Source organism: Rhodococcus sp. H29-C3, assembly GCF_030063405.1.
Lineage (GTDB): Bacteria > Actinomycetota > Actinomycetes > Mycobacteriales > Mycobacteriaceae > Rhodococcoides.
Window position 1 is genome coordinate 609,686 of the sequence record NZ_JASITC010000002.1, and the last position, 21,267, is coordinate 630,952.

General features: G+C 63.0%; 19 protein-coding genes. 8 read left to right on the forward strand and 11 right to left on the reverse strand.

Annotated elements, in window-relative coordinates; genetic code table 11:
- The first annotated feature begins 23 nt into the window (after positions 1 to 23).
- The 3 genes from QMK32_RS06845 to QMK32_RS06855 are packed head-to-tail and all read left to right on the forward strand — an operon-like array spanning position 24 to position 2,085.
- On the forward strand, positions 24 to 1,073 hold the full coding sequence (locus tag QMK32_RS06845; protein ID WP_283473861.1) for a carbohydrate ABC transporter permease: 1,050 nt from the start codon (positions 24 to 26) through the stop codon (positions 1,071 to 1,073).
- 11 nt (positions 1,074 to 1,084) lie between these two features.
- On the forward strand, positions 1,085 to 1,906 hold the full coding sequence (locus tag QMK32_RS06850) for a carbohydrate ABC transporter permease (protein WP_269302027.1): 822 nt from the start codon (positions 1,085 to 1,087) through the stop codon (positions 1,904 to 1,906).
- A complete protein-coding gene (locus QMK32_RS06855) occupies positions 1,903 to 2,085 on the forward strand; it encodes a hypothetical protein (protein ID WP_084345836.1) in 183 nt (60 codons plus the stop codon). The genes QMK32_RS06850 and QMK32_RS06855 overlap by 4 nt, the downstream gene beginning before the upstream one ends.
- A gap of 122 nt (positions 2,086 to 2,207) precedes the next feature.
- Here QMK32_RS06855 and QMK32_RS06860 read toward each other — a convergent pair whose 3' ends face one another.
- Positions 2,208 to 3,290, reverse strand: coding sequence for an inositol-3-phosphate synthase (locus QMK32_RS06860; protein ID WP_269302035.1), 1,083 nt, complete (start codon positions 3,288 to 3,290; stop codon positions 2,208 to 2,210).
- Positions 3,283 to 3,870: a PadR family transcriptional regulator gene (locus tag QMK32_RS06865; protein WP_084345956.1), complete on the reverse strand. Its 588-nt coding sequence runs from the start codon at positions 3,868 to 3,870 to the stop codon at positions 3,283 to 3,285. Before QMK32_RS06865 ends, QMK32_RS06860 begins: the two co-directional genes overlap by 8 nt.
- A 288-nt stretch (positions 3,871 to 4,158) precedes the next feature.
- On the opposite strand from QMK32_RS06865, the gene QMK32_RS06870 reads away from it, so the two are divergent.
- From QMK32_RS06870 to QMK32_RS06880, 3 genes are all read left to right on the forward strand, one after another.
- Complete coding sequence (locus tag QMK32_RS06870; RefSeq protein WP_283474013.1) at positions 4,159 to 4,590, forward strand: DUF5318 domain-containing protein; 432 nt, start codon at positions 4,159 to 4,161, stop codon at positions 4,588 to 4,590.
- Positions 4,591 to 5,329: 739 nt separating this feature from the next.
- Entirely contained in the window at positions 5,330 to 7,426 is a 2,097-nt protein-coding gene (locus QMK32_RS06875) for a transglycosylase domain-containing protein (RefSeq protein WP_283474014.1), read from the forward strand.
- Between the two features lie 9 nt (positions 7,427 to 7,435).
- Positions 7,436 to 9,034, forward strand: coding sequence for a glycosyltransferase family 87 protein (locus tag QMK32_RS06880; RefSeq protein ID WP_502943539.1), 1,599 nt, complete (start codon positions 7,436 to 7,438; stop codon positions 9,032 to 9,034).
- On the opposite strand, the gene QMK32_RS06885 is transcribed toward QMK32_RS06880, so the two are convergent.
- From QMK32_RS06885 to QMK32_RS06915, 7 genes are all read right to left on the reverse strand, one after another.
- Entirely contained in the window at positions 9,031 to 10,251 is a 1,221-nt protein-coding gene (locus QMK32_RS06885; RefSeq protein WP_283474016.1) for a TerD family protein, read from the reverse strand. The genes QMK32_RS06880 and QMK32_RS06885 overlap by 4 nt on opposite strands.
- 134 nt (positions 10,252 to 10,385) lie before the next feature.
- On the reverse strand, positions 10,386 to 11,141 hold the full coding sequence (locus tag QMK32_RS06890; protein WP_283473863.1) for an ESX secretion-associated protein EspG: 756 nt from the start codon (positions 11,139 to 11,141) through the stop codon (positions 10,386 to 10,388).
- 17 nt (positions 11,142 to 11,158) lie between these two features.
- Positions 11,159 to 12,619, reverse strand: coding sequence for a hypothetical protein (locus tag QMK32_RS06895; RefSeq protein WP_283473864.1), 1,461 nt, complete (start codon positions 12,617 to 12,619; stop codon positions 11,159 to 11,161).
- Positions 12,620 to 12,747: 128 nt separating this feature from the next.
- On the reverse strand, positions 12,748 to 13,596 hold the full coding sequence (locus QMK32_RS06900) for an HAD family hydrolase (RefSeq protein WP_283473866.1): 849 nt from the start codon (positions 13,594 to 13,596) through the stop codon (positions 12,748 to 12,750).
- Entirely contained in the window at positions 13,593 to 15,920 is a 2,328-nt protein-coding gene (locus tag QMK32_RS06905) for a phosphoribosyltransferase (protein ID WP_283473868.1), read from the reverse strand. Before QMK32_RS06905 ends, QMK32_RS06900 begins: the two co-directional genes overlap by 4 nt.
- Positions 15,917 to 17,074, reverse strand: a complete 1,158-nt coding sequence (locus QMK32_RS06910) for an HpcH/HpaI aldolase/citrate lyase family protein (RefSeq protein WP_283473870.1) — start codon at positions 17,072 to 17,074, stop codon at positions 15,917 to 15,919. Before QMK32_RS06910 ends, QMK32_RS06905 begins: the two co-directional genes overlap by 4 nt.
- 47 nt (positions 17,075 to 17,121) lie before the next feature.
- Complete coding sequence (locus QMK32_RS06915; protein WP_283474018.1) at positions 17,122 to 18,225, reverse strand: hypothetical protein; 1,104 nt, start codon at positions 18,223 to 18,225, stop codon at positions 17,122 to 17,124.
- 262 nt (positions 18,226 to 18,487) lie between these two features.
- On the opposite strand from QMK32_RS06915, the gene QMK32_RS06920 reads away from it, so the two are divergent.
- Complete coding sequence (locus QMK32_RS06920; protein WP_283473873.1) at positions 18,488 to 19,063, forward strand: TerD family protein; 576 nt, start codon at positions 18,488 to 18,490, stop codon at positions 19,061 to 19,063.
- Between the two features lie 107 nt (positions 19,064 to 19,170).
- Positions 19,171 to 20,268, forward strand: a complete 1,098-nt coding sequence (locus QMK32_RS06925; RefSeq protein ID WP_283473875.1) for a DUF475 domain-containing protein — start codon at positions 19,171 to 19,173, stop codon at positions 20,266 to 20,268.
- 21 nt (positions 20,269 to 20,289) lie between these two features.
- Here the strand turns inward: QMK32_RS06925 and QMK32_RS06930 are convergent, their stop codons facing one another.
- Both QMK32_RS06930 and QMK32_RS06935 read right to left on the reverse strand, forming a co-directional pair.
- Complete coding sequence (locus QMK32_RS06930; protein ID WP_269302842.1) at positions 20,290 to 20,550, reverse strand: helix-turn-helix transcriptional regulator; 261 nt, start codon at positions 20,548 to 20,550, stop codon at positions 20,290 to 20,292.
- 221 nt (positions 20,551 to 20,771) lie between these two features.
- A complete protein-coding gene (locus QMK32_RS06935; protein WP_283473877.1) occupies positions 20,772 to 21,140 on the reverse strand; it encodes a response regulator transcription factor in 369 nt (122 codons plus the stop codon).
- Positions 21,141 to 21,267: the final 127 nt, after the last annotated feature.

Here is a 21,267-nt window from a genome sequence, read left to right on the forward strand (position 1 = left end):
GAAGCACTACAGGAGAACACACGATGGCTGTACCTACTGGTCAAACCAGTGGGGCTGTAGACACGACCGCGGCCGGGGGAGAATCCCCCGGCCGCGGTCGGCATACACGCACCGAGAAGAAGGCAAAGTTCGGGCTCTCCAGTGGGCGAGCGTGGCTACTGATAGCGCCGACGCTGGTCATCCTGGCCATAGTCATCGCGTACCCCGTCGTACGTGCCGTCATCATGTCCTTCCAGAAGGACGCGGGCCTCGACCCGGCGACCGGCATGTTCGTCAAGGGAGGCAGCGCGGGGTTCTCCAACTACACGCATTGGATTCTGCAGCAGTGCACTTCCGCGTCGGGGACGCTGGTTCCGTGCCCGCCCGGCACTCTCGGCTCCCAGTTCTGGGGAGCGGTAGGCAACACCGCCTTCTTCACGGTGGTGACGGTATCCATCGAGGTCGTCATCGGCTTCGGGATGGCTGTCATCATGGGTAAGACTTTCGCCGGACGCGCACTGCTGCGCGCCGCGATCCTGATTCCGTGGGCTATCCCGACGGCTGTGACAGCGAAGCTCTGGTACTTCATCTTCGCCTACGACGGTATCGCCAACAAACTTCTCGGCACCAACATTCTGTGGACCGGTGATGCCTGGCCTGCACGCTTCGCGGTTATCATCGCCGACGTATGGAAGACGACACCGTTCATGGCGCTGCTCATTCTTGCCGGGTTGCAGATGATTCCCGCCGACGTCTACGAAGCTGCGCGAGTGGACGGCGCGTCGGCGTGGCAGCGGCTGACGAAGATCACGTTGCCGCTGGTGAAGCCGGCCCTGATGGTGGCGATCCTGTTCCGCACGATGGATGCGCTCAGAATGTACGACCTGCCTGCCATTCTCACCGAGGGCAACCCGGCCACGCGAACTATTTCCATTCTGGTGGTGGAGCAGATACGGCAGGGATTCAACAGTGCCGCATCGCTCTCGACCATCTCGTTCATCATGATCTTCATAGTCGCGTTCATTCTGGTGAAGTTTCTCGGGGCCAATGCTGTTGCCACGCAGGAGAATCAGCGTAAGGGCGTGGTCCGATGAAAAGTACTGCGATGAAAACTGCTCGCATCTATCTCGGCGTTGCGATCATCCTGATCTGGGGCCTTGCACCGTTCTACTGGATGGTCGTGACCGCGTTACGAGATCCGCGCTACACCTTCGATACGACGCCGTGGCCGACGCATGTGACGATGGAGAACTTCTCCAACGCCTTGTCTACGAGTAACGGCAACAACTTCGTTCGAGCGGTGATCAACAGCCTGATCATCGGCGGCGCAACCACTCTCGTTGCCCTCGTCATAGGCATCTTCTCCGCGTATGCCCTCTCGCGGATCGACTTTCGGTTCAAGTACATCGTCGTCGGTATCGTGCTCGGCGCCTCGATGTTCCCGGTCGTGGCATTGGTGACGCCGCTGTTCCAATTCTTCACCGACATCGGGTGGATCGGTACCTACCAGGCGATGATCATCCCGAATATTTCGTTCGTACTGCCGCTGACCATTTACACCCTGGCCGCGTTCTTCGCCGAATTGCCTTGGGAGCTGGAAGAAGCCGCCCGTATCGACGGCGCAGGACGCTTCCAGGCGTTCCGACTGGTCATGTTGCCGCTCGCAGCACCGGCGCTGTTCACCACTGCCATCCTCGCCTTCATCGCGGCAGTCAACGAATATCTCCTGGCGAGTCAGCTCTCCAGCGACAAGACCGAACCAGTGACGGTGGCTATCGCCCGGTTCTCCGGCAACGACCCGCATGTGGTTCCGTACGCGGCGATCATGGCGGCGGGCACCATCGTCGCGATCCCGCTGGTGATCATGGTCCTGCTGTTCCAGCGTCGCATCATCTCGGGCCTGACTGCAGGCGGAGTCAAGTCGTGACTGCGGGCGATCACCTCCAGATGCTGGCGGGCATTCTGGGGTTCTTCGCGCTGATGGCGTTCGTGGCTGCAGTAGCAGGCATCGTCGGTGGCGATCCGAGCGTATGGGCGTCGGTCGTCCTTCTCGGACTGCTTGTCGCCCTTGCTTTCGTCATCCGCAAGCTGAAGGTCACACACTAGGAAATTCGATCCTGCCCAAGATCCATGGGCGGTGAAGTCTTCCAGTACACAGCATTCTGCCCGGGTGCACATGGTCGTCAGTGGAGACCGATCACATGTACCCGGGCAGGAAGCGAAGCTGATTACGCGTCGATGATGAACGCTTCGAGCTGCGTGCGCGCGACGTCGTCGGCGAGCTGCTTGGGCGGGCTCTTCATCAGGTAGGCAGACGCCGGGATGACCGGTCCGCCGATGCCACGATCGAGTGCGATCTTCGCTGCGCGAACCGCATCGATGATGACGCCGGCCGAGTTGGGCGAGTCCCAAACCTCGAGCTTGTACTCGAGGCTCAGTGGCACGTCGCCGAAGGCGCGGCCTTCGAGGCGGACGTAGGCCCACTTGCGGTCGTCGAGCCAACCGACGTGATCCGAAGGTCCGATGTGAACGTCCTTGGCGTTGAACTCCTTCTGGAGGTTCGACGTCACTGCCTGGGTCTTGGAGATCTTCTTCGACTCGAGGCGGGTGCGCTCGAGCATGTTGAGGAAGTCCATGTTGCCACCGACGTTGAGCTGCATGGTCCGGTCGAGCTGGACGCCGCGATCTTCGAACAGCTTCGCCATGACGCGGTGCGTGATGGTGGCGCCGACCTGGCTCTTGATGTCGTCGCCGACGATGGGGACGCCTGCGTCTTCGAACTTCTTGGCCCAAACCGGGTCACTGGCGATGAAGACGGGCAGAGCGTTGACGAATGCCACGCCTGCGTCGATCGATGCCTGCGCGTAGAACTTGTCGGCTTCTTCGGATCCGACGGGAAGGTAGGAGACGAGGACGTCGACCTTCGCGTCGCGGAGGGCCTGGGCAACGTCGACTGCTTCGGCGTCGGCCTCAGTGATGGTCTCGCGGTAGTACTTGCCGAGTCCGTCGAGGGTCGGTCCGCGGAGTACCTGAACGTTCTTCGGCGGCACGTCGGCGATCTTGATCGTGTTGTTCTCGCTGGAGAAGATCGCGTCGGAGAGATCGAAGCCGACCTTCTTGGCGTCCACGTCGAACGCGGCGACGAACTCGACGTCGCGGACGTGGTACTTGCCGAACTTGACGTGCATGAGGCCGGGAACGGTGGTGTTCTCGTCGGCGTTCCGGTAGTACTCCACGCCCTGGACCAGGGATGAGGCGCAGTTGCCCACACCCACAATGGCCACGCGGATGGCGTTGCTGTTCTCACCCATGGTCGGGTTCTCCTTCTGTCTTGGAAACATTGTTCGGATTCGTAGTGGAGGTGACGGACGGGCCCGCCTGCTCGGCTGCGATTACTTCGTTGAGCCACCGCACTTCGCGGTCACTCGATTCGAGGCCGAGTTGGTGAAGCTGACTGGTGTACCGGTCGAGCGTCCCGTTGGCTCGCCCCACGGCGTCGCGGAGTCCTTCACGGCGCTCCTCGACCTGACGTCGCCTGCCTTCGAGGATGCGCACCCGGGCTTCTGCCGGTGTGCGACTGAAGAAGGCGAGGTGAACGCCGAATCCGTCGTCGGTGTAGTTCTGTGGTCCGGTGTCGGCAACCAACTCTGCAAAGCGCTTCTTACCTTGCGGAGTGAGCTCGTACACACGCCGTGCCCGACGTTTCACGAGGGTGTCCGGCCCCGCATCCTCGGCAATCAGCCCGTCCGCCTGGAGGCGGCGTAAGGCTGGATACAACGAGCCGTACGAGAAGGCTCGAAATGCACCGAGGAGTCCGGTCAGACGCTTGCGGAGTTCGTATCCGTGCATCGGCGCCTCGAGGAGCAAACCGAGGATTGCGAGCTCGAGCATGCGACCCTCCTCCTCTGATGTCTGTACCGCAACTATTGATGCGATTGCCAAGCATATACACAAAATGTATCGACCCGATATAAGTTTGAACATATCTGGGCCTTCGGGTAGCCGAAAGTGCAGTTCGAAGCTCGCGTGCGAGACCTGGGCGCTCGCAAGTGGTGAACGCTTCGGCAGAGGTGAAGCGCCATGGGCGGAGCCAATTTCAGCGAGAGGTGGCGCGCCGTTGTCACATCAGAGTCGGGATGCCAGGTTCGCAAGTCTGCGGCCGCACGTACTCTGGTCCTCGTGCGACTTCAGCGACAGGTGGTGGACTACGCCCTTCAGCGACGGTCACTGCTCGCCGAAGTTTATTCGGGCAGGACCGGCGTGGCTGCGGTGTGTGATGCCGATCCCTATCTACTACGTGCGGCCAAGTTCCACGGCCGCGGTAGCGACGTGGCGTGCCCGATCTGCCGCAAGGAGCAGCTCACCCTCGTCTCGTGGGTGTTCGGCGAGAAGCTGGGGACACTCTCGGGTTCAGCGCGGACGGCGGACGAACTCGTTCGCCTCGCGGCAACGCAGGAGGAGTTCTCGGTCCACGTTGTGGAAGTCTGCCGTTCCTGCAGTTGGAATCACCTGGTCCAATCCTATGTACTAGGTGCAGTTCCCGCCCCGAAGCAACCGCGACGGCCCCGATCGGGATCTCGCGAACCGAACCGTCGAACAGCGAGCGAGTGAGACACACCGCGTCGCTGACAATCCCGGTCGGCATACGGATGTGCCTGCCGCAACCACTGGAGACCTGTACGTGAGTTCCCCCTACGACAACACGCCTGGTGGCAGCGACAACACGCCAGGCGGCAGCGACAACACCCCAGGCGCCGGCGGCCCGCCCCCCGGTCGTCCGCCGATGGGCCCACCCCCGGGCGTTCGACGCGACGCGCAAGGTCGGCCTCTCGGTCCCCCGCCAGGACGACCGCAGGGTCCGCCGCCAGGACGACCGCAGGGTCCGCCTCCGGGTCGGCCGCAGGGTCCACCGACGGGACGGCCACCGGGTCCGCCTCCGGGTCGGCCACCGGGTCCGCCTCCGGGTCGGCCAGGCCCACCGGCAGGAGGCCAACAGGGTCCGCCGCCGGGACGTCCTCTCGATCCGCCGCTCCGACCACAGGGGCCCCCGCCGCAGACCCGCCGACCCATGCAAGGCGGTCCGCCTACAGGCCGTCCGCCTACAGGCAACGGCCCGGCTGGTCCACCTCCCGGGCGCCCTCCGCTACCCAACCGCGGCCCCGAAACGGGCCCACCGGTTGCACGCGGTGCCGGTGGGCTTCCGCCGACCGGACCGCCGGACAACCCGCCCCCACGTTCTTCGGGCAATGAACCGCCCGAACCGCCCGAGAGAGGTTCCGCCGCGAACACGAAGAAGAAGTCCAAGTGGCGGCCCGTCCGTCGCACGCTGTATGCGCTGATCGCGTTGGGGATGATCATTCCAATTCTCGCGTTCATGGTCGCCTACACGGTCGAGGACGTCCCACGCCCGGGCGACATCAAGACCAACCAGGTCGCCACAATTCTGGCGTCCGATGGTTCGAGTGTGCTCGGTAGGGTCGTGCCCCCCGAGGGCAATCGCACCGATGTCTCGATCGAGCAGGTGCCGGTGCACGTACGCAACGCAGTGCTGTCAGCGGAGGACAGGGACTTCTACTCCAACCCCGGCTTCTCGGTCACCGGCTTCGGACGCGCATTGCGTGACAACGTTCTCGGACGCGACAGTGCAGGTGGTGGCTCGACCATCACCCAGCAGTACGTCAAGAATGCCCTGGTCGGATCCGAACGCACCTTGACGCGAAAGATGCGCGAGCTCGTCATCTCGTCGAAGATGGCTCGTCAGTGGTCCAAGGACGACATCCTGGCGGCATATCTGAACACGATCTACTTCGGCCGAGGTGCGTACGGGATCGCTGCCGCGTCGACGGCGTATTTCGGCAAGCCGGTCGACCAGTTGACTGTCGAAGAAGGTGCCGTGCTGGCGGCCACCATTCAGCAGCCGTCCGGCCTGGACCCCGAGTTCAATCCGACCGGTGCTCAGACGCGGTGGAACTATGTGCTCGACGGTATGGTTTCGCAAGGAAATCTGGAGCAGGCGCAGCGTGCAGCGATGCAGTACCCACGTTGGGTTCCCGCCTCACAAGCCGATACCGGCGACAGTGACTCCGGCCCCAACGGGCTGATCAAGTCCCAGGTTCTGCGTGAACTATCAGCTGCCGGTGTCAGTGAACAGGACCTCAATACCGAGGGGTTGCAGATCACCACGACGATCGATCCCGTGGCGCAGGCCGCAGTGATCGATGCGGTCGACTCGAACATGGAGGGCGAGCCCTCCGAGCTGCGCGCGGCGTCCGTTTCGGTCGACCCACGCACCGGCGCGGTCAAGTCCTACTACGGCGGCTCGGACGGCGGCGGATTCGACTTCGCTCAGTCGGGTCTGCAGACGGGGTCCTCGTTCAAGGTCTTCGGCCTTGCGGCGGCACTGGATCAGGGCATTCCGCTTTCGCAGATGTTCGACAGCTCGCCGCTTACCGTCAACGGCATCCCCATCAGCAATGTCGAGGGCGAATCCTGCGGAACCTGCACCATCGCAGAGGCGCTCAAACGCTCGCTCAACACGAGCTTCTATCGCTTGCAGTTGTCGATGGACAACGGTTCGCAGGCGATTGCAGACATGGCACACAAGCTCGGAATCCCTGAGGAGATCCCGGGCGTCGGTCCCACGTTGACCGAGCCGAACGGTGCCGGACCCAACAATGGAATCGTGCTCGGCCAGTACCAGTCTCGCGTGATCGACATGGCCTCCGCCTATGCGACGCTCGCTGCGTCGGGTGTCTACCACGCGCCGCACTTCGTGCAGCGCGTCGTCACGGCCGACGGTACGGTCCTGTTGGATCGGGGTGCCGAGGCGGGCGAGCAGGTCACCTCCGCCGCTGTTGCAGACAACACCACCGCTGCGATGCGGCCGATTGCCGGATACTCCAAGGGCCACAATCTGGCCGGCGGCCGTCAATCCGCCGCGAAGACGGGCACTGCACAGCTCGGCGATACCGGCGAGAACAAGGACGCCTGGATGGTCGGGTACACCCCCTCGCTGTCGACGGCAGTATGGGTGGGAACCGAGCAGGGACTTCCTCTGCAAAACAGCTACGGCGGATCGATCTACGGTTCTGGACTCCCGTCGGATATCTGGAAGGACACGATGGACGACTCGTTGGAAGGAACGTCCAACGAGAACTTCCCAACTCCCGAGCCGATCGCCGGTCAGGCTGGTGTGCCGCAGTACTCGGCTCCCGCAGCCCCGGCCACGACACCCAGCGCAGCAGCAGTGGTGACGCCACCACCACCGATCACGTTGCCGATCCCGACGGAGATTTCGCCGCCCGTCGTGATCACACCGCGCCAGGTCGAGATCCTTCCGGGGGTGACGATTCCGCTACCGGGCCTCGCTCCGGCGCCGGCGCAGTCGCCCGAATCCGCCACACCACAGACGCCCGAAGAAGAGCTCGAACCTGCTCCGGCTCGGTAGCGTGACCGGGTGAGCGACGACAGATCCATCGAACCCGGAGCCTTCGAACCCGGAGCGAGGAAAGTCGTCGCGAGTCCGGGACCGTTGGCACCCGACCGATCCTCGAACGTGGCCCGAGACCTCCCGGGCGCGAACGACCCGATGACCGCAGAGTTCGCTGCGGGCATCGGTGGGTCGGCGGGCAAGCACGCACTGATCGGCCGCCAGCGATTTCTGACGCCGCTTCGGGTGGTGTTGCTCCTCGCCGTAGTGTTCCTGAGCTTCGGTTGGTTCGCCAAGGCCGGCTGTATTCAACAGGCACCCAACGGACCAGAGGGATCGCTGGGTCTCGACTGGAGTGGTAGCCGTCAGTACGTTGCAATGTGCTATTCCGACACCGTTCCGTTGTACGGCGCAGAGCGCTTGGACCAGGGCGCTTTCCCGTACAAGAAGTCGTGGGAAGAAGTGGCCGCGGACGGAAGCACGCAGATTCGCTACATGGAGTATCCGGTCCTGTCGGGGATGTATCAGTACGGCTCGATGGTCGTGGCCAAGGCGTGGAGTTCGATCTCCTGGCTGCCGCAGGCGCTCTCGGTGGTGATCTACTTCAACGTCGTTGCGATCGGGTTGGCCCTTGCATGGTTGGTCACCGTCTGGGCGACAGCGATGTCGGCCGGCCGGCGCATCTGGGATGCGGCGCTCGTGGCAGGTTCACCGCTGGTCATCGTGCACAGTTTTACCAACTTCGACGCGCTGGCAACAGCTTTCGCCGCCGTGGGAATCTTGGCTTGGGGGAGGAAGCGACCCGTACTGGCCGGTGTCCTGCTCGGTCTCGGCGGCGCGACCAAGTTGTATCCCCTGCTTCTCTTGGGCCCGCTCCTCGTATTGTGTTGGCGCGCCGGGAAGATGCGCGAATGGTTCCTGACCGCTTCCGCCGCCCTCGGAGCGTGGCTGGCCGTCAATCTTCCTATTGCACTCCTGTTTCCGAGCGGATGGTCGGAGTTCTTTCGGCTCAACTCCATGCGCGCTGCCGACCCGGATTCGATCTACAACGTCATCTCGTCGTTCACCGGATGGACTGGATTCGACGGAACCATGCATCCGGGTGACAAACCGCTGTTCCTCAACGCCGTCACGATGGTGCTGTTCGTTGCCGTGTGCGCCGGTATTGCCTACATCGCGATGAATGCTCCGATGCGTCCGCGATTGGCACAGTTGAGCTTCCTCGTCGTCGCCGGTTTCCTACTGACCAACAAGGTGTGGAGTCCGCAGTACTCACTGTGGCTCGTGCCCCTGGCTGTGCTCGCACTACCGCATCGAAGATTGTTGTTGGCGTGGATGGTGATCGACGCCTTCGTCTGGTTCCCCCGGATGTACTACTACCTCGGTGTCGCTGACAAGGGTGTCCCGGAGCAATGGTTCACCGCGGCCGTCGTTGTGCGTGACATCGCCGTGATCGCACTGTGTGCGTTGATAGTTCGGCAGATCTATCGCCCGGACGAGGATCTCGTGAGACTGGGCGGGGTGGACGATCCGGTGGGCGGAGTGCTCGACCATGCGCCGGATGCGCATCGGGTCACGAAAACCACCGCACCGCAGGCGGTTTCCGTGCCCATGCGCGTGGACTAGATGTACTTGCCGAGATGCGGAACTGCTTCGCCTGCGTGCTTGGCGGCGATGCCGTCACCGATGGCCTGAAGCTTCCAGTTTCCACCCTCGCGGTAAACCTTTGCCATGACGAGGCCGGTGAACGGCATCCCGCCCTGGAGAGTGAAGCGGGCGAGCTCGGTGTTGTTGGTGTCGTCGACGAGGCGGCAGAATGCGTTCTCGACCTGCTCGAAAGTTTGCCCTCGGTACGAGGTCACCGTGAACACGATCGCGGTTACATTCGCGGGAACACGCGTGAGGTCTACGTTCACTACCTCGTCGTCGCCTTCGCCGGCGCCGGTCAGGTTGTCGCCCTGATGCAGGATCGACCCATCCTTGGCCTTCAGCTGGCCGTAATACACGACATCTGCCACGTTGCGCCCGGCGAACATGATCGCCGACGCGTCCAGGTCGATGTCCCCGCTGCGACCGCCACCGCCGAAGAAGCCGGTCTTCTTGGGCGCCGCCACCGGGTCCCATCCCAGACCCATCCGGATCTTCGTCAGCGCGACGCCACCGTCCTTGCGCAGTGTGACCTTTTGACCCTTGGTCAGGCTGACCGGACGGGCCTTCGTCAAACTGACCTCGGATGGGCCGGACGGCGGTGGTGTCGGTGCGGGCGGTGGTGTCGGTGCGGGCGGTGGTGTGGGTGCAGGAGGAGGCGGTGCGGGAGGAGAAGTCGGGGTTGCCGGTTGCGCGGCGGGAGCGTCGTCGACGGACACACCGTGGTCGGTGACGAGTGCAGCGAAACCGCCGGAGTAGCCCTGTCCTACCGCGCGAACTTTCCAGGTGCCCGAGCGTCGATACACCTCGACTGCGATCACGATGGACTCGCTGCTCAGGCCGTCGACGACGTACTCGTACAACACGTTGCCCTGCGCGTCGGCGATGCGAGCGGTCGGCGGTGCGCCTCGGCCGAAGCTGCTCGACGCGTCGTCGAGGGTGATGACTGCGCGGATCTGTTCGATATCGGCGGGGATTTCGGTCAGCGCGATCGATAACTGTCCGGGTTGTCCGGTGGCGCCGGGAGCCAGAGAAACACCAGGCCCGGTCGGTTGATTGAAGAAGACGAAGTCCGCGTCGGTGCGGACTTTGCCGTCCCCGGTTACCAGGAGTGCCGACAGGTCGGCAGGAGCGCTGAGCTGCACGGATACGACCACATTGTTCACGGTGATCGGACCGTTTTGTCCCTTCGCCAAGGGCTGACCGGCTGGAGCAGACAATGTGTGTCCTTTTCGATGAGAGCGGGTCGTGAAGTGCGAACACCAATGTACTGGGTCGAAATGTCCGAATGCTGTGGACGAAGTTCCACCACCGGTGCCGGTGGCCGGCTTCAGTTCTCGGCTGCCAACGCTGCGGCGAGCCTTCGGACTTCCGCGGCCACGTCGGAATCGGAGGCGGGAATGACGCTGACAGTGGAACCTGACCGGACCAGGTATCGACCGTCATCGGCGTTGTCCACCCAGTGAAAACCAGCCAAGTTCTTTTCGACTCGATTGTCGGTGGTCTTGCCAGGGCAGAGGAGGATTTCGCCAGCGCTGGTTCGACGTCGGCCGAGAAGGCGGTCGAAGTGCTCCCTGGAGGTCGACCCTGTGGCGCTGTCGAACACGACGGAATTCGCAGTCGATCGGCCGATCGGAGAAGGCCGCGGAATGTCGATGCGAGGGTTGGTGCCCTTCGGGGATTCGGGCAGTGCGCCCAGCACTCCATTCACCGCTCGATACGAGGCGGCCAAGCGAACCGTCACCGGACCGCCAGAGGAATCATCGAGTCCGGGTTGTTGGATCAGCACCACTGCACTGTCGTGTCCGATCGCGGCATGGCCACGGATCTTGACGTCGGCGGAGCCGTCGGCTGCACTCGTGCTCCTCGTATGGCCGACGACCTCGATTCGAAGCCGCGGGTCGAGAAGGATCCGTCCGGCCTCGCGCAGGTCCTCGTCCATCCTCGTCGCGACGCCGATGGACGCCTCGTGGCATCGACGGTGATATTCGGCTGCCGAGCGTGCGGACGCACGAATTTGCAGTGGGAACGGCAATCGATCGCGCCCGAACTGCTCCATCATGACCCGAAATTCGAGGCCGGTCATGCTCCACTCGCGCTCGTTCACCCGCCGAGCACCGGTGGAACGACAAGTGGGAGCGTGCCGATCAATTCGTCTCCATTGACGGCATCGACCAGATAGCCGGGCGTCTTGTGGACGTCGTCTGCACCCCCCGGCCCACCGCGACCTGCGCCAGGCGACATTCCGCCCATTCCAGGGGCACCGGCACGCCCTGAGGCCGTACCCGACCCTCCGGTCGATCCTTGGCCCCCAGCCGCGGCACCGCCCTGGCCAGGAGCTCCGAGAACCGAGCCTCCGACTCCGGGGCGACTCAACCGCCCGATGCCAGACCCCGAGCCCGAACTACCCGAGCCAGAACCGCCGGAGCCCCCGCCGAACCGAGAACCGGTACCGCCTGATCCACCGCCCCGGGAACCCGAGCCCCCGGCACCTGAACCGCCGGCACCTGAACCGCCGGGACCACCGAGTGGACTACCGAGCACCGAGCCACCGGGTGAGGACCCCGCTGGTGATGAGCCGGAGGGGGCATTCGCCCCTTGCTGTGCCCCGGCCGGACCGGTGGGCGGCTGCGGCGACTGTGGTGCCTCACCGGGCGCCCAATTCGACGCCTCTGTCCCGATGTCCTGAGGATCCGATGCAGGAGACCGAAGAGCGCCGCCGTCGGAGGCAGGTGAACCGGTCTGCCCCGAAGCACCATAGCCGGATTCGGGCCCAGTGGCCGATGCGTCCGCTCGGGGAACAGGTTGCGCATTGAAGCCGGAGCCCTTGGTGCCCGGCTGGTGCCTGGCGGCATCGCCTGCGCCGCCGTCGGTGACCGGGTCAAGCGCGGTCGGCAGAATCGGAACTTGGTCGTCGGATTGATGTACGACCGGCATGTACACGCTGCGCATGACCTGGCGCGCAGCTTCTTCCGCCTCTTCACGTGCGTGTTGGGCCTGCTTCAACGCACCGGGCACGATAAAGCCCGGAACGGCGTCGAGCACTTTCTCGAACGGGCCGGTAGCCAGCGGAGGCGGAACGCTCGCCTTGGTTTGCTGAAGCCCCGTATATGCCTCGAGCAGCTTGTTCGCCACAAGATGTGCAGTCGTTTTCAACTCTGCGGTCGACTTCGTGTACGCGTGAACACCGTCGACTGCGGCGGTGGCTGATGGGCCCTGCCAGCTGGTGCTGTTCACCGCGGCCATTGCCTGAGCGAACTGATCGGCGCCCTCGGCTGCATGGGCTCCGATCGCTCGCCAGTTGTTGGAGGACTCCTCGGCCCGCTCAGGTTGGAACTGCTCGACTTTCCCGAAGATCTCTCCATGCGACATTGCCTCGAACGGGTCGTCGTCGAACACTGCCTTTGGCTCGTAACCTCCGCCGAACGCGTAACTGTCCCGCTCTTGGTAGATGACGGCGCGTGTCAGATCGCCGAACTCCTGCGCCGACATGTCACCGAACCCGCTGATGGTCCCGAGTCTGCGCAGGGTCTGCTGCAGTTCTACCGAAGGATCACCGCTCATGCCTCGTGCTCCGGATCATGCGTCGGCATGGAAACCGATTCCGCGGATGCGACACGACCCGCGCCCGTCCAGGGCCTACCTTTCGAGCCCGTTCTTCCCCAGCCCATGCCTGTACCCCCGTGTGTGCGTCAACCCCTTGCCTTGTTCGACGCAGCGGACGCACGGATGGTTCCATCGACTTCTCGAGCCGTCTCGGCATGCAGCCAGGTGAGAATCTCCTCGCCCGCGAGCCCACCCGCCGCCGTCGTGACCACCAACCCGTCGTGCCGAAAGTTTTTCGCCTCCAACTCGCCATGCCGCGGCCTGATGGACCGGTCGGCGGCGATGAGCATCTCTGCATCGAGTGCACCGTCACCCGCAGCAAGCGTGAGGGCCCCGTCGTCGAGAATGCCGTCGTCGATGCAGCGGGTGAGAACTTCGGCGACGGCGCGACTCTTGCAGACGACGTTGGGCATCGTGTAAATCTTGCGTCCCTGTTGCGAGACGTTCCATCCACGCGCGGCGCACCACGAAGACCAGTCCGCGAGGAATTGAGGCGGAACCGCTGTGGGCTCGACGACGAGGTAGCAGAAGAGATCGTCCGCAGTCCGACGCTTGAGAACCCAGTCGCCGCGGGTTCGACGCGTCAGTTCCTCGCGGACTCCGTCGAGATCGATGTCCGAGAAACTGGAACGCCATGCACGGTCGGGTTCACCGTCGACGAGGATGTTGCCGCCGTTGCTCGTGATCGAGAACCGCCAGGGCGCGCCGGGCAGTGAGATTCGCTGGAATTGCTCGATCGTACGTGTTGTTGTCGGCACCACGACGGCATCGGCGGTGAGGGTGCGCAGCGACTCGGCGGCGGTGGTGGTCATGTAGGACAGTGGCGCTCCGTCGAACATTTCGACGCAGACCACGCTGTCGTCGACCTCGAACCCCAGCGCGGCCGCGGAGAAGATCATCGTACGGTCCAGGTCGACCGCTACGAGGGTGTTCATGTGACATCCTTGATCAGGCCCATGCACGAATATGCCAGGTCGGGCACCTCGATCACCGGAACATCTCTGGCGGCAGCCAACATTCGGATGTGTCGGTGCTCGGGGGCATCGAGCTCGCGCACGAGAATCCGCCATGGAATTCGACGGAGAAGTACTCGCGTGGTTTCCCCTACACCGGGTTTGACGAAATTGACATGTGAGATCCCGAACTCTTCACGGACCTTCTCCACCGAAGCCCATCCGGTCCATGTCGGAGTGCGATCCGAGTTCGATACTGCGGTGACCGAGCGGGCAACGTCCTCGCGTACCGAGTCGAATTGTGCTGACACGGTGTCGAGCAGATGATTGGACACGTCGTCCGGTGCAAGGTCGGCGTAGTACTTGGCACCGTGGAATTCGCCGTCGTCGATCAGGTCGCGGTTGAGGACCGTCCGGGAGACGAGACCGGAGACCGTCGAATTGAGGCAAGCAGATGCGATGAGGAAGTCATCACGCGTGCCGTAGGTCCGCGCGCAGTGGCCAGGGTCGGCCAGAACTGCGAGATCGCTGTTGAATTCCGCGCCCTCGAATGCCGTTAGCGCAGCGGTCAATTCGCTGGCAATGGCACCTTTTCCTGTCCAGCCGTCTACGAAGACGACCGACCGGGGATCATGATTGTCCGCGAGGTATTTCAGTGCGACAGTATCGATTCCACGGTCACGGACGATCGAGAGGGCGTAGTGCGGCAGTTCGAGTCCATGCGCGTGGTGTGCCCAGCGGCGCATCAGTATCCCGATCGGTGTGCCGGCTCGAGCCAACGATGCGAGAACGATGTCGTGCCCGCGCTCGGCCAGAACGAGTTCGGTGACGGTACCGACTGCGACTGCTAGTCGAGAAGCGCTGTCCTGCAGAACTTCTTCGAACAATTCTCGGTACGCGAGATCGGGCTGAAACTCTACGGGCAGCGATTCGGCGTAGTGCGCTGTGCCGGCTTGAATTCGTTTCTCTCGCTCACCGACATCGGCTTCGAGCTCTACCCCCGAGAGGTCCTTGAGCAGCCACGTCACCTCACCAGGGGCGTAGGAGCCGAATGCGGGCCCGGCGAGGGGCACCGCGCGGCGCGACACCGCGAGGGCAACCGGATCGGCACCGGTGATGACGACCACGAGGACATCGGAGCCGGAAGCGGCGAGAGTGCGAGCGGCACCACCTTCGCCGAACAGACGGTCGGTGTCCGCAGGCTCGTCGACCACGAGAATCAGCAACGCATTCTCGGGACCGTCCGCATTGTAGACGTACCGAGCCTCGGGTTCGCCGTTCTCCGGCGCCAGAAACTGGAAGCCACGACGCAACGGATAATTCGGTGTATCGAGTACGTAAGCCGGTGACCGAGTGGTGGTTTGGAACAATGCCGGATGACCACCCGCACGGAGAATCAACGCGAGGCGAAGCGGCAAGTACATCAATTCTTCGTGGCCGAGGACCACTACGGGCCTGCCGACGGGCACGACGGTCTCGACGCGGGCGGCAACGTGAGCGATCGCGTTCTCGAAGGCCGGAGTGTCGAAGGAAAGGAAGCCGTGACGGCCGCCGTCGGGAACGGCTGCGGGCCACTCCACATCGAGGCGGGTCACGGTGCCCGCAGTCTCCGCGGCGGGATTGAATGTCGGGTCCGGTAGTCCGGTCACATCACCGACGAGTCCGTCGGCCAGTTCGACGCTGCCCTGCGCGAGGCTGACGCTGACGATGGTGACGCCGAGTTCGGTCGCGACGGCTTCTGTCTCGAGAATGTGCTTCTCGCTTCGCATGTCGACGAGCGAGGCGATCACGTAATGTGCACGCGGAGTGACGGCGTGGACGGAGCGGATTGCTTCGAGTGCCGTTTTACCGGTGGATATCTCGTCGTCGACCAAGACGAGGGGAAGCGGAACGGCCATGACGTCCGCGGACGTCGGCAGCAGTTTGTGATCCGTCGCGTGTGAATGACCTTCTTGGAACTCGCCGTACACCTCCAGGCCGGGCACGTCGCGACGCGTCGAATGCAGGTAGGAATAAGCGTTGAGTCGCGCCGCCACGCCATGTCCCAAACCAGTTGCTGTTTCGGCGAACCCGAGCACGACGACGTCCGATCCACCGACCGCGTCGAGTACGAGCGTCCCCAGCTGGTCGGCTGCGGAGGTCACGAGTTCGGGGTCGACCGGTATGTGTTTTCCGAGTACCTCCGACACCAACAGATGCGCACGCCTGGGGTTTCGACGCAATCCGGGGCGGACGAGTTGCTCTACCGACCACTCCGAGGACGTGCCGGTGCCGGTGACTTTGATGCCGTCGGTCGGGTTGTTCATCGGTCCGCCAGAGCGGTGAGTACGTCCACGAACGTGATCTTTTCGTTGGTGACGCCGAAAGCATCGGCACGCAGCAATGTCTGGCTCGCCCAGTTACGATGTGGTCCAAGCTCGTTCATCTTGTTACCGTAGCCCGATGCCCGGACGCCTCCGGCGTCGGATTCCAAGATGTCGAGCGCATCGTGGTACTCCTCGTGTGTGACTGCAGACAGTGCATGTACGGCTGGAACGTGAGATGGGTGAATTACCGTTTTTCCTTGAATCCCGTTGGCGCGGTCCAATGCGACTTCGCGAAGTAGGGCGTCGAGGTCACTGCTGACGAGCTGCTGCCGAAATCGAACTGCCCCGGGTTCGACGAACGGGGTCTGTCTGAGCATGGGCCGGAACATGCGTTCGTGATCGGCGAAGTACTCCCATACCGGTCCTGTGATGACGAATCCGGTTTCGTTGTTGCGCCCGAGGTGGTTGACGATGGCGCTGATGACGTCGGCGACGACTCGGACGTCGTAGATGGTCAGATCTCGGTCGCGGCGGATACCGAACATGCCGCACATGTCGGTGGCGCCGATACGCACCGCGAGTACTAGGTCACTGTGTGCCACAAGCAGTTCGCGTACCGCGATCAGTTCGGTGTCGCGTGTCTCTCGGAATACGACCTCGGCGGATTCGAGAATTGGCATCGCGAACAGTCGCTTGCCGTGCTCACTCGAACCCGCGGCGATGGCGTCGAGGAAAGAGGCGCCGTTGGCTGCTGTGAACTTGGGCACCACGAATCCGGCGAGGGCGGCGGCACCGTGAGCGATCTCGGAACAGATTCTGCGAATATGCTCCGGAGTGCGGGCCCGGACGAACACCAACGCCGTAAGGTCCTCGGCCGTGGCCAGCTCGTCGAGTGTCCGCACGGTATTGGCGAGCGCCTCTTCGAGATGGTGATCGGCGACGGCATCTTCGAGGTCGATGACCAATGAGCAGACGCCCATGCGGCTGCGTTTTGTCAACGTCGCGGTCAGGTGGGTCCGTGTCGCCGGCATGTACAGTGTCGCGCCGAGTGCCGTTGCGACACTGACGATGTCCGCATCGACGGCAATGTTCTTGGGTGGCCGGAAGAACAGTGCGTCGTGCACTGCGGGGTCGAGATGTCGAAAGTGTTGCACCGGGCGTCCTTAGCGTTCGTGAGCAAATGAATTGTGGAGTTCGGCAATCAGCGAGCCGAGCCTCGCATCCTGTCGACAACCCCGGAAATGAAGCCCGAAATGGTATTCAGATCTTGCAGGTAGGACCAGTAATCGGGGTGAGTTCCGGATAGTGCAGTGCTCGCTCTCTCGATTCGAGCCAGCTGAGCATCCAATACCGATCCCCACTCTGCAACCAGGCCGCGGTTCACGGCCAACTGTTGTGCGTCTCGTAACGTGAAACGTACCGCCCGTTCCTTCTCCCGTGGGTTTGCCTTCACCGCACGCAGCAGTTCGACTCGATCGGTGACGGCATCGACGAGGGCCTCGGCGTCGGCAAGGCGAGCGCGAGCCTGTGCGATGTAGTCGAGCGCCTGTTCGGGGTTGCTCGCGTCGGCGGCCGCCCGCGCGGCGGCGAGGTCTTCCGAGGCCTGCTCGATGTAGCGGGCGCTCATGTGCTCGTTGGCCGAGAGGTCGGCGGAGCTGGCGACATTGAACTCGCGGAGCAACGTCGAGAAGGCAGGTGCGAGTCGTTCGAAGCGCGTGCGGACAGCCTCGAGGCGTGTGCGGACCGACGAGAGAGCCGAGCGCGCTTCCTTCGCTCGGGCCGGAGCGGCTTCGAGGGCAGCCTCCAGCGCTGCTGCGGCCTCACGAACTGCGGCGGCGGCATTTCGGACGCCCAGAGCGTCACCTGACGCGGTGGCGCCGTCGAGGGTGGCAACGCCGGCGTCGAGTGTCTGCCATGCCGCCCGTATCGACGGGTAGTCGGTAAAGCTGTCATCGGCGGCCGCGACGGCCAACTGGGCCTTCTCGGCAAGAGCCTTGGCATCCTGAGCCAGGCGCGGGGTAGCGGCGAGCGTGGAACGTGCTTGTTCGAGGTCGATTCGGTGCGCTTGGTAGAACTCGTCGACAGCGCGACATGCTTCGCCCAGCGCATGCGTCGCGGCGTCGAATGCGTGCTGTGCCGCAGGGGTGGTGATGCCGTCGAACTGATCCACCGCCGTCAAGTAGGCAGCGCCGGCTTCGAAACACTTCTTCTCGGTGTCGTTCCACAAGGACGTGATGTCGCGTGCGGGAGTCAGAGCCCGGATTGCGTCGACACCCGTGGACGCGATCGACTGTCGTTTGTCCATGTCGAGGAAGGCAGCGACGGCGCTCTCCTGTGCTGCGCGCGCAGCAGACTCCGATCCACCTCCGCGGCGGAAGGTCCCAGGCCAGCGACTTGTCACCCGCTCGATAGTACTGACGGGAACTTCCCGCCGTGGTGTGCACGTTGCCGTAGTGCAACTACGACAAACAGGATCGGGCCTGCGGTGTGACCGCGAGCTCCTCACAAATCGGACAGATGACCACTACGGTGGAAAGTCGTAGCGGAATCCACACGAAAGGACAGACATGGGCGTCAGCCTCAGCAAGGGCGGCAATGTTTCACTCACCAAGGCAGCTCCGAACCTGACCGCGGTCACGGTCGGACTCGGTTGGGACATTCGAACGACGACCGGAACGGACTTCGACCTCGACGCCAGCGCCATCGCGCTGAACTCGACGAAGAAGGCATTGAGCGACGGACACTTCGTGTTCTTCAACAACCTCAAGTCCCCCGACGGCTCGATCGAGCACACCGGCGACAACACCACAGGTGAGGGCGAGGGCGACGACGAGCAGATCAAGGTCGATCTTGCTGCCGTCCCGCCGGAGATCGAAACGATCACCTTCCCCGTCTCGATCTACGACGCCGACGCGCGTTCGCAGTCGTTCGGGCAGGTGCGCAATGCGTTCATCCGCGTACTGAACCAGGCCGACAATTCCGAACTCGCCCGCTACGACCTCAGCGAGGACGCCTCCACCGAGACCGCCATGGTTTTCGGTGAGCTGTACCGCAACGGTGCCGAGTGGAAGTTCCGTGCCGTTGGCCAGGGTTACGCCTCCGGCCTCTCCGGAATCGCTCGTGACTTCGGCGTGAACGTCTAGGGTTCGTAGGTCGTACTTCGATAGGGGAAATCCCGCCGCATCATTCATGATGTATCGGGGTTCTCCCCTATTTGTTTTTATTGCTGCCAAGAGAAAGGCCACCGACAGTGGTTCTACGGATATTCGGATGGTCCATCGGAGTCACGATTGTTTCGGTGATCGTCGCTTTCCTCTACGGCGGCCTTGAGGCGATGATTCTCGTCTTGATTCTTGGTGTCCTGGAAGTGTCGTTGTCGTTCGACAACGCGGTCATCAATGCCACCGTGCTTCGCCGAATGAGCGAATTCTGGCAAAAGTTATTCTTGACCATCGGCATTGTCATCGCGGTGTTCGGCATGCGGTTGCTCTTCCCGCTCGTCATCGTCTGGGCCGCATCCGGTCTCGGACCCGTCGCAGCGATTCAACTTGCACTCAATCCGCCGGAGAACGATGCTGCGACCTTCCCCGACGGCAGTCCCAGCTACGAGACCCTCCTCACCGACGCGCATCCTCAGATTGCTGCGTTCGGTGGCATGTTCCTGTTGATGCTGTTCCTCGGTTTCATCTTCGAAGACCGCGAGATCACCTGGTTGAGCTGGCTCGAGAAGCCGTTGGCCAAGATCGGCAAGCTCGATCAGCTCGCGGTGGTGGTGGCAGGTCTGCTGCTGGTGCTCAGCGCGGAGTTCCTGGCCGACGACGACAAGATTTCGACGGTCATGGTCGCCGGCGTGCTCGGCATGATCACCTATATCGCCGTCAACGGACTGGGTGAGCTGTTCCATACCGACGAAGAGGGCGAAGAGGCATCGAGTGGTCCGAGCGAACTGGCGAAGGCGACCGGCAAGGCCGGGTTCTTCCTGTTCCTCTACCTAGAGGTCCTCGATGCTTCGTTCTCGTTCGACGGTGTCATCGGCGCTTTCGCGATCACCGCGGACCCGATCATCATCGCCCTCGGCCTCGGATTCATCGGTGCGATGTTCGTCCGATCCATCACGGTCTTCCTGGTCCGCAAGGGCACGCTGTCCGATTACGTCTACCTCGAGCATGGTGCGCACTGGGCCATCGGCGCACTGGCGATAATTCTGCTGGTATCGATCGGAGTGGAGATCAACGAGCTGATCACCGGCTTCGTCGGCATTCTGTTCATCGGCGCTGCTCTGATCAGCAGTATCAGGCGCAACAAGAAGCTGGTCGAGCAGGGTGAGGACACGAAACTCACGGTGTAACGAGTAGGGGAAATCCCTCCGTCACCAATGGTTGAGCTTGGTGTGGCCGTCCTGTAGCGCGCGAGCGAACAGGGCGGCCTTCGTCGATGCAGGCCTACCTACCGCCGCGTACTTGTGGCGAATGCGAGTGAGATGAGTGTTGACGGTGCCGACAGAAATGCGGACCGTAGATGCGGCGTCGGCTTTCGAATCCGATGAGAACCACGCAAGCATGACTTCGACTTCGCGGGCGCTGAGCGCGGGTCTGCGATACAGGTATCCATCGAGTTCGCTGGTCGACACCGAATAACGTGCAGACTCCGCTCCTGTATCCCGCGCAATCGTGGGTGGACGTGGCGAACTCGACAACGTGTACCTCCTGCAGTAAGAAATCCAGCACCAGAGACGTTCTTCCCCCATGCCGAGCGCCCGACCGCCCCGTCGATTCTGCGCGCGCAACCGGCATCTGAGAAGGGGTGTACCGAAATCTGTACACAATCAATACGTCGGTCGCGCGGAAGTACCTACAGCTCCGCGATATCGATCATCCCGTCCTGCAGAGCCCGCGCCACCAGCGATGCTTTGGTCGAGGCCGGGCGGCCGACCGCCGCGTATTTCGCCCGAATTCGCGTCAGGTGTGTGTTGACGGTGCCCAATGACAGGAACAGCGACTTGGCCACCTCGGTTTTGGAGTCGCAGCGGATCCAACCGGTAAGCACCTGGATTTCGCGTCCGGTCAACACCGGTTTGGGCAGGAACGAGCCCGACATTCCGGCGACAGGACGAGCCTGGACCGGCGGCGCGAGGCTGATCTGTGGGCGTGAAGGACGCTCGACGATCGGTGCCGAAAGACCGGACATACAGATAGCTGTCGCATCGAAACCTGTTGACATGGCGTTCTCCCCGTACTGGTGCGGCTGTGGCCTTTACTAACCGTTGACTCGAGTTTCACAGGTGGCGGGCAGGTTGTCTGCCCTCAAAACTAGGGGCATTGAATCCTTACCGACCTGGGTAATTCAC

What these genes read in the sequence shown, in the direction of transcription:
- QMK32_RS06845 (WP_283473861.1), top strand. Translation starts at nt 24, where the DNA reads ATGGCTGTACCTACTGGTCAAACCAGTGGGGCTGTAGACACGACCGCG.
- QMK32_RS06850 (WP_269302027.1), top strand. Translation starts at nt 1,085, where the DNA reads ATGAAAACTGCTCGCATCTATCTCGGCGTTGCGATCATCCTGATCTGG.
- QMK32_RS06860 (WP_269302035.1), bottom strand. Translation starts at nt 3,290, where the DNA reads ATGGGTGAGAACAGCAACGCCATCCGCGTGGCCATTGTGGGTGTGGGC.
- QMK32_RS06865 (WP_084345956.1), bottom strand. Translation starts at nt 3,870, where the DNA reads ATGCTCGAGCTCGCAATCCTCGGTTTGCTCCTCGAGGCGCCGATGCAC.
- QMK32_RS06875 (WP_283474014.1), top strand. Translation starts at nt 5,330, where the DNA reads ATGATCATTCCAATTCTCGCGTTCATGGTCGCCTACACGGTCGAGGAC.
- QMK32_RS06890 (WP_283473863.1), bottom strand. Translation starts at nt 11,141, where the DNA reads ATGACCGGCCTCGAATTTCGGGTCATGATGGAGCAGTTCGGGCGCGAT.
- QMK32_RS06895 (WP_283473864.1), bottom strand. Translation starts at nt 12,619, where the DNA reads ATGAGCGGTGATCCTTCGGTAGAACTGCAGCAGACCCTGCGCAGACTC.
- QMK32_RS06900 (WP_283473866.1), bottom strand. Translation starts at nt 13,596, where the DNA reads ATGAACACCCTCGTAGCGGTCGACCTGGACCGTACGATGATCTTCTCC.
- QMK32_RS06905 (WP_283473868.1), bottom strand. Translation starts at nt 15,920, where the DNA reads ATGAACAACCCGACCGACGGCATCAAAGTCACCGGCACCGGCACGTCC.
- QMK32_RS06915 (WP_283474018.1), bottom strand. Translation starts at nt 18,225, where the DNA reads ATGGACAAACGACAGTCGATCGCGTCCACGGGTGTCGACGCAATCCGG.
- QMK32_RS06920 (WP_283473873.1), top strand. Translation starts at nt 18,488, where the DNA reads ATGGGCGTCAGCCTCAGCAAGGGCGGCAATGTTTCACTCACCAAGGCA.
- QMK32_RS06935 (WP_283473877.1), bottom strand. Translation starts at nt 21,140, where the DNA reads ATGTCAACAGGTTTCGATGCGACAGCTATCTGTATGTCCGGTCTTTCG.